The organism is Lacimonas salitolerans (assembly GCF_042677865.1).
Classification (GTDB): Bacteria; Pseudomonadota; Alphaproteobacteria; order Rhodobacterales; family Rhodobacteraceae; genus Lutimaribacter; species Lutimaribacter salitolerans.
The window spans coordinates 25629-44375 of sequence record NZ_JBHUDD010000056.1; the positions used below are offsets into that span (position 1 = coordinate 25629).

The window sequence follows — 18747 nt, forward strand, 5'->3', positions numbered from 1 at the left end:
GATGGACTGGCCCCGCGATCTGACAGGCTGGCCGCTGGCCGAACAGTCCAGTCGCATCGCCTGCCGCCCGCATCGCTGGCATGTGCAGCAGATGGGCGACGGGCCGGTGATCTTGTTGATTCACGGGGCTGGCGGGGCAACGCACAGTTGGCGCGATGTGATGCCCTTGCTGGCGAAACAGGCACGCGTCATCGCGCTGGATCTGCCGGGACAGGGATTCACGCAGGCGGGCACGCGGGCACGGTCGGGCATGATGCAGACGGCAGAGGATATCGCGGCGCTCTGCGCCCAAGAGGGCTGGCAGCCGACCGCCATCGTGGGCCATTCCGCCGGGGCCGCCGTGGCGCTGCGACTGTCGCAAATCGTGCTGTCCCCGCGGGGACAGGCCCCCGATGTGGTGGGCATCAACCCCGCGCTGGACAAGTTCGACGGCATCGCCGGCTGGCTGTTTCCGGTGCTGGCCAAGGCGCTGGCGCTGAACCCGTTGACGCCGCTGCTGTTCACCCTTGGCGGCGCGTCAGACCGGCGCACACGGCAGTTGATCGAGCGGACGGGATCAACGCTGACAGACGAGGGATACAGGCTCTATTCCCGCCTGATGGGCGATCGCGGGCATGTCGGCGGGACGTTGCAGATGATGGCCAGCTGGCAGTTGGATGCGCTGATTGCGGACCTGCCCGGGATCACCGCGCGCTGCCTGTTCCTGGCGGGTGAAACCGACAGCGCGGTGCCGGTGAAAGTGGCGCAAAGGGCAGGGGCGTCGATACCGGGGGCGGTTGTGGAAACCCTGCCCGATCTGGGCCACCTGGCCCATGAAGAAGCGCCCGACCTTGTCGCCGGGCGCATCCTGTCTTTCGTGAATTCCGGTCAGTCCGACAGCGTGTCCAGAAACGCCTGAACCGCCTGTTCCAGCCGGTGGCGGTCCAGCTCGGAGAAATCGCGGTTCAACCGAACCTCAAGCCGGCCATCGGCGGCGGTGCATTTCGCCACGCCTTCGGGGCGGGTCAGCTTGAATGTGGTTTTCGCCGTGCTGCGCGCCACCGGGCGCGGGGCTGTCCCCGCGGGGACAGGCTTGGCGAACCGCTGCAACACCGCCAGTTCGGTTTCGGCATCCGGGCGTTGGGTGTTCAGCAGCGCATGCTGGATATCGACCACCAGATCGGGATTGTCCTCAAGCCGCTTGACTAGATCCAGACCCAGACGGCGCGGGATCGCATCGGCAAAGCGCAGGACAAGGCCAAGGTTGCGGATCAGCGTGGTGAAATGCTTGATATAGGCGCGCTTTTGCCGCCCCGCGCTGACAAACAGCTTGTCCACCGCGTCATGCGGCGAGACCGCGTTCGTTTGCGGATCCTTGGCAAAGGACACCGCAAGCTGCGCCATCTCGGCAAAGGAAATGTCACGACGCACAAGGTTTTCATCGACCATGCGCTGATACAGCTCTTCGAGCCGCGCGCCCTTGGCCATCAGACCGGCGGGGATGCGGGCATAGGCCGGATCGCCGGTTTCCTTGTACAGCTCGCGATAGGCGGTCAGGCGGCGCCAGCCCTGCACCAGCTCCCAGCCTTCGCTGCTTTCCTCGACCTGAATGGGGTTGGACAGGCCGACGGCCTTGATCGAGTCCTTCAGCTCGTCAATCTCGGCGTCGCGTTTGGGCGCCCGGTCGCGGATCAGCTTTTCGCTGTAGATCTGGTCGATCGGCACCAGATCGACGATCAGGCCTCGTTTCTTCAGTTCCACGAACTGATGCGCCAGCCGGTCGTTTTCCTCGCGGATGGCGGTTTCGGCCTGTTGGCGATGGGCCAGGGCTGCGGCGTTTTCGGTGATCGCGGCGGCCATCGGACCACGGCGGGTTTCGGGCTCTGTCCCCGCGGGGACATCCTCGGGCTGGTCGTCGAAGTCGATATCAAAGACGCGGCGTTTCTTGGTCATGACGTGGCCTCCATCCGATCCCATGCGGTGATCAGGTTTGTCTTGAATTCATCGAATGCCCGGTCGAACGAGCCGCGCGCGCGCCGCCAGGTTTCGCGGGTCATGTCGCGGTAGTCGATCTCGTAGACCGAGGAGAGAAAGCGGCCCGATTGTTCCACCGCGCGGGTCAGTTCGATCGGATGCGCGGCCAGTCTGTCACCGAACACCTTGCCAAAGGCTGATTGCATCGCGCGGTGCAGATCGTTGTTGGGCTCGAACCGTGTCAGCAGGAACCGCACATCCAGAAATTCTTTGGGCAGATGCAGTGTCCCCGCGGGGACAAGCCCGGCAAAGCGGCCCAGATCCTCCAGCGCCTCGGCCAGCTGACCAATGAAGGAGGTGGTGGAATCGTATTCCCAATAGCCCGGTCCGGACGGGATATAGAGGACATCGGCGGCAAAGACCGCGTTCATCGACTGATAGCCGATGGCGGGCGGGCAGTCGAAGATCACCATGTCATAGGCGTCGGGCGGCAGTTGATCCAGAAACCGCGCGACGGCAGCAAAGAACGACCATTCGGGGTTCATGTGCCGGTATTGCGCGCTGGCGAATTCGACAAAGGCCGCGTTGGCGCAGCTGGGCACGATGTCGATGGTGGACCAGTTGGTGGGCTTGATGAAATCGGTCAGGCGCAGATCGGCCAGACCCATTTCGCTGATCGAGGCGGGCAGGCGGCGCTGCGGCAGGCTGGCCCCCGATTCCGCCCCGCGCGCGGCGCTGTTCATCCGCTCGGTCTCGCGCGCCAGATCGCGGGCCATGATGCCCCAGACGGTGTATTCCTCGGAGACATCGGTCAGGCCCATGGAATGGCTCAGCGTGGCCTGCGGGTCGAAATCGACGCACAGCACGCGGTAGCCATCAAGGGCGGCGGCGTGGGCGAAGTGCAAAGCCACGGTGGATTTGCCGGCCCCGCCCTTGAAGTTGGCGATGGCGGCGCGGATCGCGCGTTTTCCCGCCGGACGGACCGGCATCAGCGAGCGGCGGTTGATGCGCAGCTTGCGCCGGATCTCGTTCACCTCGTCCAGGGTGTACCAGCGTTGGCGGCCGTCTTCCTCGACCAGCCCCTGAGGCAGGGAGGGGTCGGCGGCCAGCTTGCCGCGCAGGGTGGATTGGTTGACCTTGAGGATCAGCTCGGCCACCTCCCAGCTTGAGAACCGGCGCAGGCTTTTTTCACGCTCGGGGCTGTAGGTCTGGGCACGAATATGGCCCTGAAGTTTCAGCGACTGCGATTGCATCCGCGCAAGATCGGTATGGGTGAACATGCTCTGCCTCTTTTTCCCTGTCCCCGCGGGGACGCTATTTCCTTGCCAATCCTGATTTACGCTGCATTTGCAAAAAAGGCAAAAGCGAATATCGTTAATCCGCAGGTTTCCGGAATTTGCGTTTAGGCCTGTGTTCACTGTGCCAACCAGCCACAGACCGATTCGCAGGGGCAGGGGGCTGCGTCTTGGTGGGACCGCTAGGGATAGGGGGACAGCTTGCCGCCGCCCACGACACATTGGGGGACAAAACTGCGCCAATAGGGGACAGATAGGATGTCCCCCAATACCTATGATACCGATTTTTCAAATCAGGATTTGAGAGGCAAGAGCCGCAATCCGGTTTCTTCCTTGACAGAATCGCCATTCCGGACGCAAATCAGAACACGATACGGAAAAGCGCCGGGAAACGGGGCGAGATAAGATCGGTGACTTCATCAGCGGTTAACCGATCCGAGGCAGAACCCGGTGACAGCCGGAGACAAGTGAGAGCAGATGATGCACGCCATCCGCCCTGTGGGCCGCGGGGCCAGTGCCCGCAAGTATGACCTGTTGACCGCGCTTGGCGCGCATGCGCTGGCCCAGCCCAAGGCCGAGCAACGGCGGGTTCTGCGGCTGATGACATTGATCACCGCGCGCTACAACTGGGGCCGGGACGAGCTGGCCGTGGGTCAGCGCGAGATTGCGGCGATGTGGTCGGTCGATGAGCGCACGGTGAAACGCGAGATGGCACAGTTGCGGGCGCGCGGCTGGCTGCTGGTGAAACGGCAGGGCGCGCGTGGCCGTGTCACCGAATACCGGCTGGGGATCGACAGGATGCTGACCGACACGCAACCGGCCTGGGCCAGTGTGGGCCCCGATTTCGCGCTGCGCATGGGGGCGGGGGATGCGCCCGATCAGGTGGTGCCGTTGCCGGTCAAGGGCGATGTGCCGCCGCCCGACCTGACCTCGGGCACCGAATGGGTGCTGGCGCAGGCGCTGCTGCATGCGCAGGACGCGGGCAGCTATGCGTCCTGGCTGCGGGCGTTGAAACGGGTCGAAAGGGCAGGGGGCCGGTTGACCCTGCGCGCGCCCAGCCGGTTTCACGCGGCCTATGTGCAGACCCATCTGGCAAGCCGCATCCTGGCCGCCTGCCAGGAGGTCGACGAGGACGTGGCCGAGATACGGATCGTGGACTGAGGGTCCGTCTCGCGATTGCCTGCCGAAGACGGCCTTTGTGGATCAGATCGCGCGCAGCATCAAAGGTCCGTCCGTAATCCGGGTTTTCCAGAATCTGGTATCGCGCAATGACGACTCTGCCGTCGCATGGCCCTCAGGCCGTGTCACATTTTTGTTCCATAAAACGGACGAATCGGTTTCACTGAACGGAACCGGCCGCGAGCGGGGCCGGTACGGGAGGGGGCATTGCCAGACAGACCGATTGCATCCGTGCAAACCATTGCCCGTGTGTCTCATGTGCTCAAGGCGCTGTCCGAGGGCACGTCGGGCGGCATGCGGCTGTCGGATGTGGCCGGGCATATCGGTCTGGGCAAGACGACCGCGCTGCGGCTGCTCAAGGCGCTGACCGAGGTCGGCTATGTCGAGTATGACGAGAGCACCAAGCTGTATCGTCTGGGCTATTGCCTGTTCAACCTTGGCACATCGGCGCGGCGGTTTCACATCATCGAACTGGCGCGCCCGGGGCTGACCCGGCTGGCCGCGGCCACGGGCGACACGGTGTTCTTGTCGCTGCGCGACGGGCAGCAGGCGCAATGCGTGCACAGGCAGACCGGATCCTATCCGATCCGCACGCTGACCCTGTCGGTGGGGGATCGCAGGCCGCTGGGGGTGGGGGCCGGATCGCTGGCGCTGCTGGCGTTCGAAAGCGACGCCGAGATCGACCGCATCCTGACCGCCAGCCGCGATGCACGGCGCAGCTACAGCAGCTTTGAGGATGCGCATCTGCGCGCGATGATCGCCGAGACGCGCGCGCAGGGCTATTCGTTCAACGACGGGCGTATTGTCAGCGCGATGAACGCGGTGGGCGTGCCGGTTCTGGATCAGGCGGGGCGGGTTGCCTGCGCGCTGTCCATCGCTGCAATACGCGAGCGTATGGAGAGGCCGCGCCTGCAGGAGCTGGTCGCGCAGTTGCAGGCCGAGGCACGCGCGATCGGGCAGGCGCTGGACAGTCGCAATGCGGCTGCGGCGCAGAGGGAACCTCTGACAGTCAGCGAGGAGCGATAGTGCACGACACCCGACTTGATAATCTGGACCGCGCGCGCCTCGTCGACATGCTGGGCGTGATGCACCGCATCCGCGCCTTTGAACAAGAGGCGATCGCGGCGCAGAAAGAGGGACTGGTGCTGGGGGCCATTCACCCATCCATCGGGCAGGAAGCCGTGGCGGCGGGCATCTGCGGCAATCTGGAAACCGCCGATCTGCTGCTGTCGACCCATCGGGGCCACGGCCATACGCTGGCCAAGGGGGCAGAACCGCTGGCGATGATGCGCGAGCTGTTTGGCCGCGAGGGCGGCACCTGCGGCGGCAAGGGCGGGTCGATGCATATCGCCGATTTCGGGGTCGGGATGCTGGGCGCCAACGGTGTGGTCGGGGCCAATATCCCGATCGCCACCGGCGCGGCCCATGCGCTGAAGCTTCAGGGCTCGCGGCAGATCGTGGTGTGCATCTTTGGCGATGGCGCGGTGAACCGTGGGCCGTTCCTTGAAGGGTTGAACTGGGCGCGGGTGTTCGACCTGCCGGTGTTGTTCGTCTGCGAGGACAACGGCTTTTCCGCCACCACCCGCACCCGCGAGATGACCGGCGGTGACGGGGCCGGTGCGCGCGCCGCCAGCCTTGGGCTGGATACGGTCGAGGTGGATGGCAATGACGTGATCGCCGTGGATGCCGCCGCCCGGGCGGCGATCGACGCGATCCGGGGCGGGGCAGGGCCGATGCTGATGACCTGCCGCACCTATCGCATCACCGGCCACACGGCAGTTGACCCGGCCAGCTATCGCCCCGCGCAGGAGGTCGAGGACGCGCGCGCCACCTGCCCCATTGCACGGCTCGAGGCGGTGCTCAGGCTGGCGGGCGAGGAGGATGCGCGGCTGCACCAGGTGCAGCAGACAGCGGCGCGCGAGCTGGCCGCCATTGCCCGCACCGCGCGCGAGACCGGATGGCCCGACCCCGCCGGGGCCTACACCGATGTGCAGGACATCGGCGATCCGCGCGAAAGGGCATACTGATGATGCAGATGACCTATCTGGATGCGGGCCGCCGCGCGGTGATCGAGGAAATGGAACGCGACGCCAGCGTCTGGGCGCTTGGCGAGGATCTGGGACGTGGCGGGGTGTTTGGCCAGTACCGCGACTTGCAGGAGATGTTCGGCAAGGGCCGGATCGCCGACACCCCGATTTCCGAGGCCTGCATCATGGGGGCCGCCGTGGGGGCCGCGATGACTGGCACGCGGCCCATCGTGGAAATGCGGTTCTCCGATTTCGCGCTATGCGCGGTGGATGAGCTGGTCAATCAGGCGGCCAAGGCGCGGTTCATGTTCGGCGGGCAGATGCGCGTGCCGCTGGTGGTGCGCGAACCCATCGGCATGTGGCGGTCCTCGGCCGCGCAGCATTCGCAATCGCTGGAATCGTGGTACACGCATATCCCCGGTCTTGTGGTGGTCGCCCCGGCGACCCCTGCCGACAACCTGGGCCTGCTGAAATCCGCGATCCGCAGCGATGATCCCGTGGTCTACATGGAGCACAAGAACCTGTGGGCGCTGGAAGGCCCGGTGCCGGACGGCGAACATCTGGTGCCGCTGGGCAAGGCCGATGTCGCGCGGGCGGGCCGGGATGTGACCATCGTGACATGGTCGGGCATGCGGCACGGGTGCCTGCGCGCCGCCGAGGCGCTGGCGGGTGAGGGGATCGAGGCCGAGGTGATCGACCTGCGCACGCTCTGGCCCTGGGATCGGGACACCGTGTTCGACTCGGTCGCAAGCACCGGGCGGCTGCTTGTCGTGCAAGAGGCGGTTTCCGTCTCGGGCTTTGGCGCCGAGATTGCCGCCAGCGTGGCCGAGGCGTTGCATTTTCAACTGAAGGCCGCGGTGCGCCGCCTTGGCGCGCCGCGCATTCCGATCGCCTATTCGCCGGGTATGGAGGATCAGGCCCGCGTCAGCGACGAGGCGATCATTGCGGCGCTTCGGGGGCTGATGGCCCCGGTGGCCGTTTCGTAAGACCGGCGGTGCTGGGAGGCCCGTCATCAACACCAAGGGAGGAAAAAAGATGAGAAATTTCAAGACCGTGATCGCCGCAGGTGCCGCGATGACCATGCTGGGGCTGACCCCAGCGATGGCGCAGGACAATTACAAGGACGAATACCGCGTCTCGACCGTGGTGCCCGCACCGTTCCCCTGGGGGATCGCGACCGAGAGATGGGCCGAACTGACCGCCGAGCGGACCGACGGGCGGATCAACCTCAAGGTCTATCCCGGTGTGCAGCTTGTGCAGGGCGACCAGACCCGCGAGTTTACCGCCCTGCGTCAGGGTGTGATCGACATGGCGGTCGGCTCGACCATCAACTGGTCGCCGCAGATCACCGAGCTGAACCTGTTCTCCTTGCCGTTCCTGATGCCGGATTACGCGGCGATGGACGCGCTGACCCAAGGCCCGGTGGGTGAAAAGATATTCGAGGTGGTGCAGGCCAAGGGCGCGGTGCCGCTGGCATGGGCCGAGAACGGGTTTCGCGAGGTCACCAATTCCAAGGTCGAGATCCGCACACCGGCCGATATGCAGGGGCTGAAGCTGCGGGTTGTCGGCTCGCCGATCTACAACGACATGTTCACCGCCCTGGGCGCAAACCCCACGCAGATGAGCTGGGCCGACGCGCAACCTGCGCTGACCACCGGCGCGGTTGACGGGCAGGAAAACCCGCTGACCATCTACAGCGTGCTGAAGATGCACGAACTGGGCCAGACCAACGTGACCCTCTGGGGCTATGTGGCCGACCCGCTGATCTTTGCGGTCAACCAGCAGGTCTGGGACAGCTTTACCCCTGAGGATCAGGAAATCCTGAAACAGGCGGCGGTCGATGCCGGTGCCCATGGCATCGAGGTCGCGCGCAAGGGAATGACCGATGGCGACCAGAGCCTGATCGAAGAAATCAAGGGCTATGGCGTCAACGTGGTGACCCTGACCGAGGAGGAGCGGCAGGCCTTTGTCGATGCGACGCGCGATGTCTATGACGCGTGGAAGGACAAGGTCGGGGCCGATCTGGTCAACATGGCCGAAGAGTCGATCGCGAACCGCTGATCGCGTGCCGGGCCTGCGCAGACGCGCGGGCCCGTTTCCCATGACCCGAAAGACAGGAGGCCGGAATGGGTGATATTCCGCCCGAGGCACCGATGCCCGACGACACCCGCGACAGGTCTGCCGAGCACACCATCGTTCCCGTCCGCATCGAGGACGCGCTGGGGGCGGCGGCGATGGCGCTGATCTGCCTGATCTCGATGAGCAACGTGATCGCGCGCTATGCCACCAACGTGTCCTTTGCCTTTACCGAGGAATACTCGGTCTTTCTGCTGGTGTTCATGACCTTCGTGGGGGCGTCCGCCGCGTTTGCGCGGGCCGAGCATATCCGCATCACCTTTGTGCTGAACCGCCTGCCACCGCGCCTGCACTGGCTGTGCGAGGTCGCGACCCTGCTGGCGACGACGCTGATGTTCGCGCTGATCGTCTATTACGGTGCGCGGGTGACCTATTCGGAATGGTACTGGGAGGAAACCACGCCCGGGCTTGGCAATCCGACGTGGATCTACACGATCTGGATGCCGATCCTCAGCATCGCAATCATCCTGCGGGTGCTGGGGCGGGGCTGGGCGCATCTGGTCCGGCAGAGGGCGGCGCGATGATCCTGCCGAACCTGCTGCTGCTGGGCGTCTTTATCGGGCTGATGGTCATCGGCGCGCCGATTGCCGTGGCGCTGGGGCTGGGCGGGGCCGCGGGCGTCTATTTCGGGCTGGATCAGGCCGCGTTGGGCATGATCGGGCCGAACACCTATGCCGCCATTGCCAAGTATCCGCTGATCGCGATTCCGCTGTTCATCCTGACCGGCGCGGTGTTCGAACGCTCGGGCGTGGCCGCGCATCTGGTGCAGTTCGCGCAATCCCTGATCGGTCCGCGCCCCGGTGGGCTGGCGCTGGTCGCCATTCTGGTCTGCATGATCATGGGCGGCATGTCTGGCTCGGGCCCGGCGGATGCCGCCGCGGTGGCCACCGTGATGCTGCCCTCGATGATCAAGGCGGGATACCCACGGCCCTTTACCGCCAGTGTGATCGCGGCCTCGGCCTCGACCGCGATCCTGATTCCGCCGTCGATCGCGATGATCGTCTATTCGGTGATCATCCCCGGCATGGACCTGCGCGCGCTGTTTGCCGCCGGCCTGATCCCCGGCCTGTTGCTGGGTCTGGCCGTGGCCGTGCCGACCCTGCTGCTGAGCCGCAAGCACGGGTTCGGATCGGGCGAGACGGAACAACGCCCACCGTTCTGGCCCAGCTTTCGCCTTGCCCTGCCCGGGCTGATGGCCCCGGTGATCATCCTTGGCGGGTTGCGCTCGGGCCTGTTCACGCCCACGGAAACCGCCGTTGTCGCGGTGTTCTACGGGCTGTTCGTCGGCACGGTCATCTACCGCACCATGGGCTGGCGCGACATCTACAACGTGCTGGCCGAAAGCGCGCGCATCTCGGGTGTGCTGATGATCATCCTGTCGCTTGCGGGGCTGTTTGCCTGGGCCGGATCGACCATGGGCGCGTTCAGCGCGACCGCCGAATTGCTGCTGTCGGTCAGTGACAATCAATGGGTGATCCTGCTGCTGGTGATGATCGTCATCCTGCTGGCGGGCATGGTGCTGGACGGCGTGTCGATCTACCTGATCACGCTGCCGCTGCTGGTGCCGATCGTGAACACATTCGGCTGGTCCTACACATGGTTCGGCGTCGTCATGGCGATCAACATCGCCATGGGGCAGTTCACGCCACCGGTGGCGGTCAACCTCATGGTCACGGCGCGGATCGCGGGCATACCGCTGGAATCCACCTTCCGCTGGGTCGGCTGGCTGTTGCTGGGCATGGCCGTGGCGCTGGGTCTGATCCTGGCCTTTCCGGAAATCGCCCTGTGGCTGCCAAGGGTGCTTGGCTATCGTATCACCTGAACTCAATCGAGGCTTACATGACATCAACAAACGAAATGACCGGGGGCGAGGCACTGGTGCGCGCCTTGCTGGCGCATGACGCCGGGCCGATCTTTGGCATGGGCGGGTTCCAGTTGCTGCCGTTCTATGACGCTGCGCGACGGTTGGGGCTGCGCCACCACCTGATAAACGACGAGCGCTGCGGGGCCTTTGCCGCCGACGCCTATGCCAAGGTGACGGGCCGGGTGGGGCTGGTGGATGCGACGCTGGGGCCGGGGGCGACGAACCTGGTGACCGGGCTGGTCGAGGCGTTGAACGCAGGCTCGCCCATCGTCGCCATCGTGGGGGATGCCCATCGCGATCACGCCTGGAAGAACATGACGCAGGAATCCCGACAGGCCGAAATCCTGCGCCCCGCCGCCAAGGAGGTGATCCGGGTGGAGTCGATCAAGCGCATCCCGGAACTGCTGGGCCGGGCCTTCATGGTGGCCACCACAGGCCGGCCCGGGCCGGTGGTTCTGATCGTGCCCGAGGATCTGTGCCACGGCACCTACGGGTTCGAGGACAGGGATTTTGACTATGATCCGCGCTATCAGGCGGCCCCGGCCCTGCGCTGCCGCCCCGATGCCGATGCGCTGGCCGAGGCGGCGGCGCTGCTGGCGGCGGCCGAGCGTCCGCTGATCCTGGCGGGGGGCGGGGTGCATATCTCGCAGGCGGCCCCGGATTTGCAGGCGCTGGCCGAGGCCGCGCAGATCCCCGTGGCCCACACCATGAGCGGCAAGGGCGCCATTGCCTGCACCAGCCCGCTGTCGGCGGGGCTGTTCGGGCGCTATGACCGGATCGCCAACGGGCTGATCGAGGACAGCGATTGCCTGCTGGTCATCGGGTGCAAGCTGGGCGAGATCGCGACCAAGCGCTATACCGTGCCCACGCCGGGCAAGACGATGATCCATCTGGATTGCGTCGCCGAAGAGATCGGGCGCACCTATGCCCCGACCCTGCCGCTGTGGGGTGATGCGCGCGCGGGCATCCGCGATCTGGGCGCCGCCCTGACGGGCAAGGCCGCCCCCGTCGCGCGCAAGGACTGGTGCGACGATGTGGTGACCCGGATGACCGCCTGGCGCGACATGGCCAACGCACGCCTGACAAGCGAGGAGGTGCCCGTATCTATGGGCCGCATGCTGGGCGAGCTGAACAAGATCCTGCCCGAGGATGCGATCCTGATCGCCGACGGCGGTTTCGCCGCGCATTGGAGTGGGCTGTTCTATGACAGTCGCCGTGCGGGGCGCGGGTTCGTGCCTGACCGTGGCTTTGCCTCGATCGGCTATGGCCTGCCCGGGGCGATCGGGGCCTGTCTTGGCGCGCCCGACCGGGCCGTGGTGGCGATCACCGGCGACGGCGGTTTCAACATGGTGCTGGGCGAGATCGAGACCGCCCGCCGCATGGGACTGGCCCCGACCATCATCGTGGTGAACAATGCCGCCTCGGGCTACGTCAAAGCCTTGCAGCATCTGATGTATGGCGAGGGCAATTACCAGTCGTCGGATCTTGAGGAGACCGATTACGCGGGTGTGGCCAATGCGATGGGCTGTCTTGGCATCCGGGTGGAAACCCCCGATGCGCTGGCCGATGCGCTGGCGCGGGCGCTGGCGGAAACCGGGCGGCCCACGGTGCTGGACGTGATCGTGACCCGCGATCCGGGCAAGATGCTGCCCGCCGCCGACAGCCGCGCAGCGCAGATCAAGAAAGGCGACCGGATTGCCTGAGCCCCTGCTGGCGGACAGTGTCACCCGTCTGGGCCCCGAGGCGGTGGGACGGGTGGTGATCACCGGCTCGCACGGGGGTGTTTTCGCCGCTTTCATGGCGCGCAAGGCCGAGTGCCGCGCGGCGATCTTCCACGATGCAGGCGTGGGGTTGGACGATGCCGGGATCGGCGGGCTGGACTGGCTGGCGGCGCAGGGCATGGCCGCCGCGGCGGTGGATCACCACAGCGCGCCCATCGGTGAGGCGGCGGTGATGCAGGCGCGCGGGGTCATCTCGCACGCCAATGCGCCTGCACTGGAGCTTGGCGTTCATCCCGGGATGGGCTGCGCGCAGGCGGCGGGCTTGTTGCAGGTGGCGCCACCCCACGGCGGGGATTGCCCGGATCTGCAAGAGGCCCGGCACGAAACCACACCCGTGCCCGGCGGGCGGCGTCTGATCCTGGTGGATTCCGCCAGCCTGGTGCAGGCGGCGGATGCCGGTCAGGTGGTGGTCACCGGCTCGCACGGTGCGGTGTTCGGGGGCAACGCGGCCAATGCCCTGAAGGTCGATGCGTGGCTGGCGCTGTTCAACGACGCGGGCGGGGCGGCCACATCGCGCCTGCCGGTGTTGCAGGGCAGGGGAATTGCCGCCGCCACGGTGGCCGCTGCCAGCGCGCGGATCGGCGATGCGCGGTCCACCTGGCAGGATGGGGTGATCTCGGCCTTCAACCTGGCGGCGGCGGCGCTTGGCGCGCACAAGGGCATGGCCGCCCGCGATCTGGTGGCCGCGGCGCTGGTGCCAGAGACGTAAGACATGGCCGCCCCTTTGGCGCGCGGAGGGCATGGGCACGACGGAAGGCTCAGGGCAGGGTCGGCACATGTTTGCGTGATATGGGCGGTCAGCCGGTCGACATCGGCGTCAACCTCGGCTCAAATGGCACCGGCCTTTTTCCCTGCCTGCGCCCGGGCCATCGCAGCTACCAAGGATACATCCATGACCAACCCGGACCGGCGGCTGACCGCGGCAGAGACCAAGGGCCTGCGTACCGCCAAAGAGCTTGAGGGCCATCTTGTCTGGCTTGACACGTTCACGCCTGCGGCTTTGGGCGTTCTGGCGATCGCGTCGGGCATCTATACCTATATCGGCGTGTCCTCGCTGCTGGAAGACACCGGCGCGATGAGCTTTTTCGCCGCTGTCGCCTATTCGGTCGCGGTGTCGGTCGGGATCTTCGTGTTCTGGAGCTATATGCTGCGCCTGTTGCCGTCGATGCGCAGCGCGGGCGGGTTCATCGGTCTGACCGTCTCGACCATCGTGGGGTCGCTGGCGATCATCGCCATGTCAAGCTGGCTGAACGCCGCCGCGCTGGCAGGCTCGGCCGCGGTGGAACAGCATCTGGAACGCACCGTGCGCGACTATCAGGGCGCGCTGGAACAGGCCCATGACATCGCGCTGTCGGCGCAGGCCCTGCGGCAAGAGGTGCGCCGGGCCCGCGAGGCGTTCGAGGCGCTGGCCGAGCAGGAACGCTCGGGCGAGCTGTCGGGGACGGCGGGGCAGGGCGCGGTCTACCGCGTCTTGCGGCAAAAGACCGAAGAACTGCAAAGCCTCGAGGCGCAGATCACCGAGCAACAGCCCCTGATCGTGTCTGCCTATGAACGGGGCAACGAAATTCTGGGGCGCATGCGCGGCCTGACCGTGGCCCCCGGCCCGGTCGATCCGCGTTCGGTCGCGTTTTCCGAGGAAAGCGTGCGGCTGGCCGGGGTGATCTCGAACCTCAACCAGTATTCCGTGGCGCTGCTGGTGGCGCGCGCCGCCGCCGATCTGCCGGCTTCTGTGGTGCTGCCGGAACTCGATGGCCGCACCTCGAGCATCCGCGCGGCGCAATCCACGACCATCGGATCGGTGCTTGAGGCGCTGGACCAGCGCAGCCGCACGCTGGGGCAGGCCGCCGCGCAGGTGCTGGAAATGGAGCCCCCGCAGGAGACCGCCTATAACCCGATCTCAAGCGCGGATGCGGTCATCCGCTATGCGGGCAACTTCGTGCCGTCCTGGGCGGGGGCGATCGCCATCGACCTGCTGCCGGGGGTTCTTGTGTTCGTGCTGGCGGTCACGCAGGCGGCGATCCGCAGCGGCCGGGACGGGCTGAGCATCGAGGAAACCCTGACGCTGGCCGACCTCAAGGCGGCGATCAACGCCATGAAGGATGTCGAGGCATCCATGGGCGATGCGGATACCGAGATCCTGCGGCGTCTGCGCGAGGATGCGCCACCGGGCAAAGACCGCACGCCGGGGCAGGGGTGACCCGTGCGCAGTCTTGTTGACAGGGGCCGCGCGATGACGATCGGCCAATGGCTGAGGTCGGTCCTGCTGGTGCAGGTGCTGATCGCGGTTGTCCTGCTGGTCACCGATATCGAGGCGCGCTGGCGGTTTGACCGTTGGTTCGACCAGCCCGGGCCGACCGGTCCTGTCTCGCCCGGGGATCAGGTGCGCCGCTACGATCCGACCCGGCCCAGACCGCAATTCACCAACCCCGGCAACGGGCCCGAGATCAACCTGCCCGACGATCTGCCACCGCGGCTTGAATTCACGATGCAGCAGGATGCCGAGCTTGGCGCCCTGCTGATGATGAACGGGGCGATCACGGGTGGCGACGCCGACAGGTTCGAGGCCTATCTGGCAGATCTGGAGGACATGCCCGATGCCGTCGCCCTGAACAGCCCCGGCGGCATCGTGGACGAGGCGCTGGCGGTCGGGCGGCTGGTCCGGGAAGCCAGCCTGGATACGCTGATCCTGCCCGGCATGGCCTGCCTGTCGTCGTGCCCCTATGTCCTGGCCGCCGGCGTCGAACGCCGCGTGTCCCGGACCGGCGCGGTGGGGCTGCACCAGCATTACTATGAAACACCCGGCTACATGCCGGTGTTCTTTGCGGTCGAGGATATCCAGCGCGGTCAGGGGGAAACGATGGGTTACCTGATCGAGATGGGCGTCGATCCGGGCGTCATGGTGCATGGCCTGACGACCCCACCGAATGACATCTATGTGCTGGTCGAGTCGGAACTGCTTGAAAGCCGCCTGGCGACCGGGATGAGCGATTGACAGGGTGCTCTTTGGTTTTGCCTCGCGATGCGAAACCGTAACCGGGGCCGCGACCCTTGTTGCGTGGCCATCCTGCGACCGCATGTTTCAGGGAAGTACCCGGGCCAGATCATGCCCCATGGCATGGTGATGCGCAAAATGATGCAGAACATGCATAATTATGATCTCAATTGGCATTTGATACCTATGCAATCCGCTGCGAGGGTTTACGTAACGACGCGGACGTTTCTGAGGGCTGGCTCGATACTCCTGATCAGGGAAGCCCTGTGCGGATTTGCTGGGAGATCAGAATGAAAGTTGCAGTCGCAAGCTTCGAATTCGAGGGCAACAGCCTGTCCCTGCGGGTGGCACGGCGCGAGGATTTCGAACGGCTTGGCATCTTTTCGGGCGCGGCGATGCTGGAAATGGCGGCGGGCAAGCAACTGGCCCTTACCGGCGGGCTGGATGTCCTGACAACCGAAAGCGTCAGTATCGAACCCATCGTCCTGGCCCGCTGCGTATCTGGTGGCCATGTCGAGGACAGCTTTTTCGAAGACATGAAAGCGCGGATCACCGACGGCGTTGCTGCGGCCATGCCGCTTGACGGGGTTTATCTGGCCCTGCACGGAGCCATGATCTGCGGCACCGAAAAAGACCCCGAAGGTGTCATCATCTCGGCGGTGCGCCGGACGCTGAATGACCCGGACATCCCGATTGCCGTCAGTCTGGACCTGCATGCCCATGTCACGCCGCGCATGGCGCGCGACGCGCAGATCATCGTGGGGTACGAGACCTATCCGCATGTCGATGCCTATCAGACCGGCGCCAAGGCCGCCGGGTTCCTGTTGCGGGCGCTGCGGGGGGACATCCGCCCGGTGACGCGCATCCGCAAGTACAATGCAATCGTGCCCGTTCTGGGCGGGGCGACGCTGGGCGACGAGCCGATGGCGCAGGTGGCCGCGATTGCCCGCACCGCCGAGGCGGAGGGCCGTGCGCTGTCTGCCAGCTATTTCCCGGTTCAGCCCTGGCTGGACATGGCCGATGTCGGGATCACCGGGCTTGCGGTGACTGATGGTGACCCCGATGCCGCCGATGCAGTGGCCCAGGACGTGCTGGATGCGATCTGGGACCGGCGGCGCGAATTCGAACTGCCCGCGATGACACCGCAAGAGGCGGTGACGGCTGCCGTCGCGGCCGAGGGTCGGACGTTGATCGTCGACGCCCCGGATTCGATGGGGGCCGGTGCGCAGGGCGACTCGCCCGCGCTTCTGGCCGCACTGCTGGACGTTGCCCCGGATACGGCCGCGGCGGTCTATATCGTTGATCCGGCTGCTGCGCAAAAGGCGCAGGAGATCGGCGAAGGCCAGACCGCAGAGTTTCTGATCGGTGCCAGCCAGGATGATCGCTGGTTCAAACCGCTTTCGGTGCGGGCAACGGTGCACCGGCTGGGCGACGGAAAATTCACCTACAAGGGTGGTCCGGCCTCAGGTGCGACGACATCGACCGGGCTGACCGCTGTGCTGAAGGTCGGCGGCGTGCGGATCGTGGCGGGCAGCTTTCCGTTCTACGAGCATATGGACGAGCACTATGCCGCCAACGGCATCGACATTGCCGACTGCAAGATTGTCTCGTTCAAGAATCTGATGAACTATCGCAAGCTTCTGGGGCCGGGTGTGCAGTACATCGCCCTGCATGGGCCCGGTGGCGCGCCGCTGCGGTTGCAGGATGTCGACTGGACGCATCGCCTGCGCCCGTTCTGGCCCGCCGACGACATGGCCACCCCTGCCCCCGCGCCTGATTGTTCCGATTGACCGTTTGAAACCAAAAAACAAAGCTATCCAACAGGAAGGACAACAAAAATGATCACCCGCAGAACACTTATCGGGGCCGCAGCAGCGACGCCGCTTCTGTCGCTGCCGTCCATCGCGCAGAACAGAACCAAGACGCTGCGCTATGTGCCGGGGTCGAACCTTACGGTACTTGATCCGGTATTCACTCCGGCGGCAGTGTCGATCACCCATGGCTACTGCGTGTTTGACACGCTGTATGGCATGGATGCCAACCTGCAGCCCGTGCCGCAGATGGCTGCGGGCCACACCGTTTCGGACGATGGCCTGACATGGGAGATCACCCTGCGCGACGGGCTGATGTTCCATGACGGCGAGCCTGTGCGCGCGCAGGACTGCGCCGCAAGCCTGGCACGCTGGGCCAAGCGCGACGGCTTTGGCCAGGCGTTGGGCGCCGCCACCGAGAGCTTTGGCGTCAAGGATGACAAGACCATCGTGATCAAGCTGACCCGCCCCTTTGGTCAGCTTCTTCATGCGATCGGCAAGCCGCATTCCTCGCCGGCGATGATCATGCCCGAACGGCTGGCGATGACCGACATCTCGTCGCAGGTGACGGAAATGATCGGTTCGGGCCCGTTCCGGTTCATGGCGGATGAGTACGTTTCGGGTGACCGCATGGTCTATGAGAAGTTCGAGGGCTACGTTCCGCGCAGCGAGGCGGCGGCCTGGACCTCGGGCGGCAAGGTCGTGAACTTTGACCGGCTGGTCTGGCAGGTGATCCCAGATCCGGCAACCGCCGCCGCCGCGATTCAGGCCGGCGAAGTCGATTGGCTTGCCACGATCCTGCCCGATCTGGCCCCGATCATCGACATGCACCCACAGGTGAACCTGCATCGCAGCGACCCGTTCGGTGTGGTGTCGGTGATGCGCTTCAACCATCTTCAACCGCCGTTCAACAACGTGGAACTGCGCCGCGCGATCCTGAAAGCCGTCGACCAGACGCCGTTCATGCAGGCCGTGACCGCGGACGAGAGCAACCGCGATCTGTGTCTGGCCTCGTTTCCGTGCGGACTGCCCGGCGTGAACGAGCTGGGCGATGGCATTATCGGATCGCTGGATGTCGAAGCCGCCAGACAGGCCGTGATCGACGCTGGCTATAACGGCGAAAGGGTGGTGATCCTGAACCCGACCGATATCGCCTCGATTCATCCCCTGGGGGTGCTGACGGCGGATCTGCTGGAAAAGATCGGCATGAATGTCGATCTGCAGGATACCGACTGGGGCACCGTGGTTCAGCGCCGGGTGTCGAAAGAGCCGGTCGAGAATGGCGGCTGGAGCATCGCCTGCACCACTTGGCCCTCGATCTCGATTGCCAATCCGGCCACCAACGCCACCACGCGCGGGCTTGGCGAGAACGGCTGGTGGGGCTGGTCGAAGGACGAGGAGATGGAGCAGATCGTGGCCGACTGGCTGAGTGCCGGGACCGAGGAAGAGGCGCAGACCCTCTTTGACAAGGCGCATAACCGTGCCCTTGATCAGGTGCCCAGCGTTCCGCTTGGTCAATCCTTTGGCGATGGCGCGGTGCGCTCGGACCTGACGGGCATGCTGGAAGCGTCGGTCAACCTGTTCTGGAACGTCGACCGGGCCTGACCCCGATACTGCCGAAACGTCCGGAGCCGTGTCTTGGTTCCGGACAGCTTACGCCCTGAACTCCGGCTGCCTGATCCGGTGCAGCGTCGCGCGGCCTTCTCCAA

Annotated in this window: 16 protein-coding genes; 14 read left to right on the top strand and 2 right to left on the bottom strand. The window is 65.6% G+C overall.

Translation table 11 applies throughout. The annotated features are described in order from the left end of the window. The first annotated feature begins 1 nt into the window (after position 1). Entirely contained in the window at positions 2-898 is an 897-nt protein-coding gene (gene bchO, locus ACFTOW_RS10665) for an alpha/beta fold hydrolase BchO (protein WP_379915463.1), read from the top strand. On the opposite strand, the gene ACFTOW_RS10670 is transcribed toward bchO, so the two are convergent. Both ACFTOW_RS10670 and ACFTOW_RS10675 read right to left on the bottom strand, forming a co-directional pair. Further along, complete coding sequence (locus ACFTOW_RS10670) at positions 868-1932, bottom strand: ParB/RepB/Spo0J family partition protein (RefSeq protein WP_379915465.1); 1065 nt, start codon at positions 1930-1932, stop codon at positions 868-870. The two genes, bchO and ACFTOW_RS10670, sit on opposite strands and share 31 nt — an antisense overlap. Further along, the gene (locus ACFTOW_RS10675; RefSeq protein WP_379915467.1) at positions 1929-3233 is read right to left on the bottom strand and encodes an AAA family ATPase; all 1305 of its coding nucleotides are present in this window, start codon (positions 3231-3233) and stop codon (positions 1929-1931) included. The genes ACFTOW_RS10670 and ACFTOW_RS10675 overlap by 4 nt, the downstream gene beginning before the upstream one ends. 495 nt (positions 3234-3728) lie before the next feature. Between ACFTOW_RS10675 and ACFTOW_RS10680 the strand changes: the two genes are divergently transcribed. The 13 genes from ACFTOW_RS10680 (at position 3729) to ACFTOW_RS10740 (ending at position 18643) form a co-directional block, all read left to right on the top strand. Next, positions 3729-4409 (top strand): DnaA N-terminal domain-containing protein, encoded by a 681-nt coding sequence (locus tag ACFTOW_RS10680; protein ID WP_379915547.1) that lies wholly within the window; start codon positions 3729-3731, stop codon positions 4407-4409. 249 nt (positions 4410-4658) lie between these two features. After that, complete coding sequence (locus tag ACFTOW_RS10685) at positions 4659-5453, top strand: IclR family transcriptional regulator (protein WP_379915469.1); 795 nt, start codon at positions 4659-4661, stop codon at positions 5451-5453. Beyond that, positions 5453-6454 (top strand): thiamine pyrophosphate-dependent dehydrogenase E1 component subunit alpha, encoded by a 1002-nt coding sequence (locus ACFTOW_RS10690; RefSeq protein ID WP_379915471.1) that lies wholly within the window; start codon positions 5453-5455, stop codon positions 6452-6454. The genes ACFTOW_RS10685 and ACFTOW_RS10690 overlap by 1 nt, the downstream gene beginning before the upstream one ends. After that, on the top strand, positions 6454-7440 hold the full coding sequence (locus ACFTOW_RS10695) for an alpha-ketoacid dehydrogenase subunit beta (RefSeq protein ID WP_379915473.1): 987 nt from the start codon (positions 6454-6456) through the stop codon (positions 7438-7440). The genes ACFTOW_RS10690 and ACFTOW_RS10695 overlap by 1 nt, the downstream gene beginning before the upstream one ends. A 49-nt stretch (positions 7441-7489) precedes the next feature. Continuing rightward, positions 7490-8515: a DctP family TRAP transporter solute-binding subunit gene (dctP, locus tag ACFTOW_RS10700; RefSeq protein WP_379915475.1), complete on the top strand. Its 1026-nt coding sequence runs from the start codon at positions 7490-7492 to the stop codon at positions 8513-8515. A gap of 65 nt (positions 8516-8580) precedes the next feature. After that, positions 8581-9114, top strand: coding sequence for a TRAP transporter small permease (locus tag ACFTOW_RS10705; protein WP_379915477.1), 534 nt, complete (start codon positions 8581-8583; stop codon positions 9112-9114). Continuing rightward, positions 9111-10412, top strand: coding sequence for a TRAP transporter large permease (locus tag ACFTOW_RS10710; protein ID WP_379915479.1), 1302 nt, complete (start codon positions 9111-9113; stop codon positions 10410-10412). The genes ACFTOW_RS10705 and ACFTOW_RS10710 overlap by 4 nt, the downstream gene beginning before the upstream one ends. 17 nt (positions 10413-10429) lie before the next feature. Continuing rightward, positions 10430-12157 (top strand): thiamine pyrophosphate-binding protein, encoded by a 1728-nt coding sequence (locus ACFTOW_RS10715; RefSeq protein ID WP_379915481.1) that lies wholly within the window; start codon positions 10430-10432, stop codon positions 12155-12157. Next, positions 12150-12944 (top strand): hypothetical protein, encoded by a 795-nt coding sequence (locus tag ACFTOW_RS10720; RefSeq protein WP_379915483.1) that lies wholly within the window; start codon positions 12150-12152, stop codon positions 12942-12944. The genes ACFTOW_RS10715 and ACFTOW_RS10720 overlap by 8 nt, the downstream gene beginning before the upstream one ends. Positions 12945-13127: 183 nt before the next feature. Beyond that, entirely contained in the window at positions 13128-14432 is a 1305-nt protein-coding gene (locus ACFTOW_RS10725; protein ID WP_379915485.1) for a hypothetical protein, read from the top strand. Positions 14433-14465: 33 nt separating this feature from the next. Next, a complete protein-coding gene (locus ACFTOW_RS10730) occupies positions 14466-15227 on the top strand; it encodes a COG3904 family protein (RefSeq protein ID WP_379915487.1) in 762 nt (253 codons plus the stop codon). Positions 15228-15517: 290 nt separating this feature from the next. Next, on the top strand, positions 15518-17017 hold the full coding sequence (locus tag ACFTOW_RS10735; RefSeq protein WP_379915489.1) for a M81 family metallopeptidase: 1500 nt from the start codon (positions 15518-15520) through the stop codon (positions 17015-17017). Positions 17018-17065: 48 nt separating this feature from the next. Then, positions 17066-18643, top strand: coding sequence for an ABC transporter substrate-binding protein (locus tag ACFTOW_RS10740; protein ID WP_379915491.1), 1578 nt, complete (start codon positions 17066-17068; stop codon positions 18641-18643). Positions 18644-18747 lie beyond the last annotated feature (104 nt).

Coding starts and splice junctions, on each gene's coding strand:
- ACFTOW_RS10680 (WP_379915547.1), top strand. CDS start 3,729: ATGCACGCCATCCGCCCTGTGGGCCGCGGGGCCAGTGCCCGCAAGTAT.
- ACFTOW_RS10735 (WP_379915489.1), top strand. CDS start 15,518: ATGAAAGTTGCAGTCGCAAGCTTCGAATTCGAGGGCAACAGCCTGTCC.
- ACFTOW_RS10725 (WP_379915485.1), top strand. CDS start 13,128: ATGACCAACCCGGACCGGCGGCTGACCGCGGCAGAGACCAAGGGCCTG.
- ACFTOW_RS10670 (WP_379915465.1), bottom strand. CDS start 1,932: ATGACCAAGAAACGCCGCGTCTTTGATATCGACTTCGACGACCAGCCC.
- dctP (WP_379915475.1), top strand. CDS start 7,490: ATGAGAAATTTCAAGACCGTGATCGCCGCAGGTGCCGCGATGACCATG.
- ACFTOW_RS10675 (WP_379915467.1), bottom strand. CDS start 3,233: ATGTTCACCCATACCGATCTTGCGCGGATGCAATCGCAGTCGCTGAAA.
- ACFTOW_RS10730 (WP_379915487.1), top strand. CDS start 14,466: ATGACGATCGGCCAATGGCTGAGGTCGGTCCTGCTGGTGCAGGTGCTG.
- ACFTOW_RS10710 (WP_379915479.1), top strand. CDS start 9,111: ATGATCCTGCCGAACCTGCTGCTGCTGGGCGTCTTTATCGGGCTGATG.
- ACFTOW_RS10715 (WP_379915481.1), top strand. CDS start 10,430: ATGACATCAACAAACGAAATGACCGGGGGCGAGGCACTGGTGCGCGCC.
- ACFTOW_RS10705 (WP_379915477.1), top strand. CDS start 8,581: ATGGGTGATATTCCGCCCGAGGCACCGATGCCCGACGACACCCGCGAC.
- ACFTOW_RS10740 (WP_379915491.1), top strand. CDS start 17,066: ATGATCACCCGCAGAACACTTATCGGGGCCGCAGCAGCGACGCCGCTT.
- ACFTOW_RS10695 (WP_379915473.1), top strand. CDS start 6,454: ATGATGCAGATGACCTATCTGGATGCGGGCCGCCGCGCGGTGATCGAG.
- bchO (WP_379915463.1), top strand. CDS start 2: ATGGACTGGCCCCGCGATCTGACAGGCTGGCCGCTGGCCGAACAGTCC.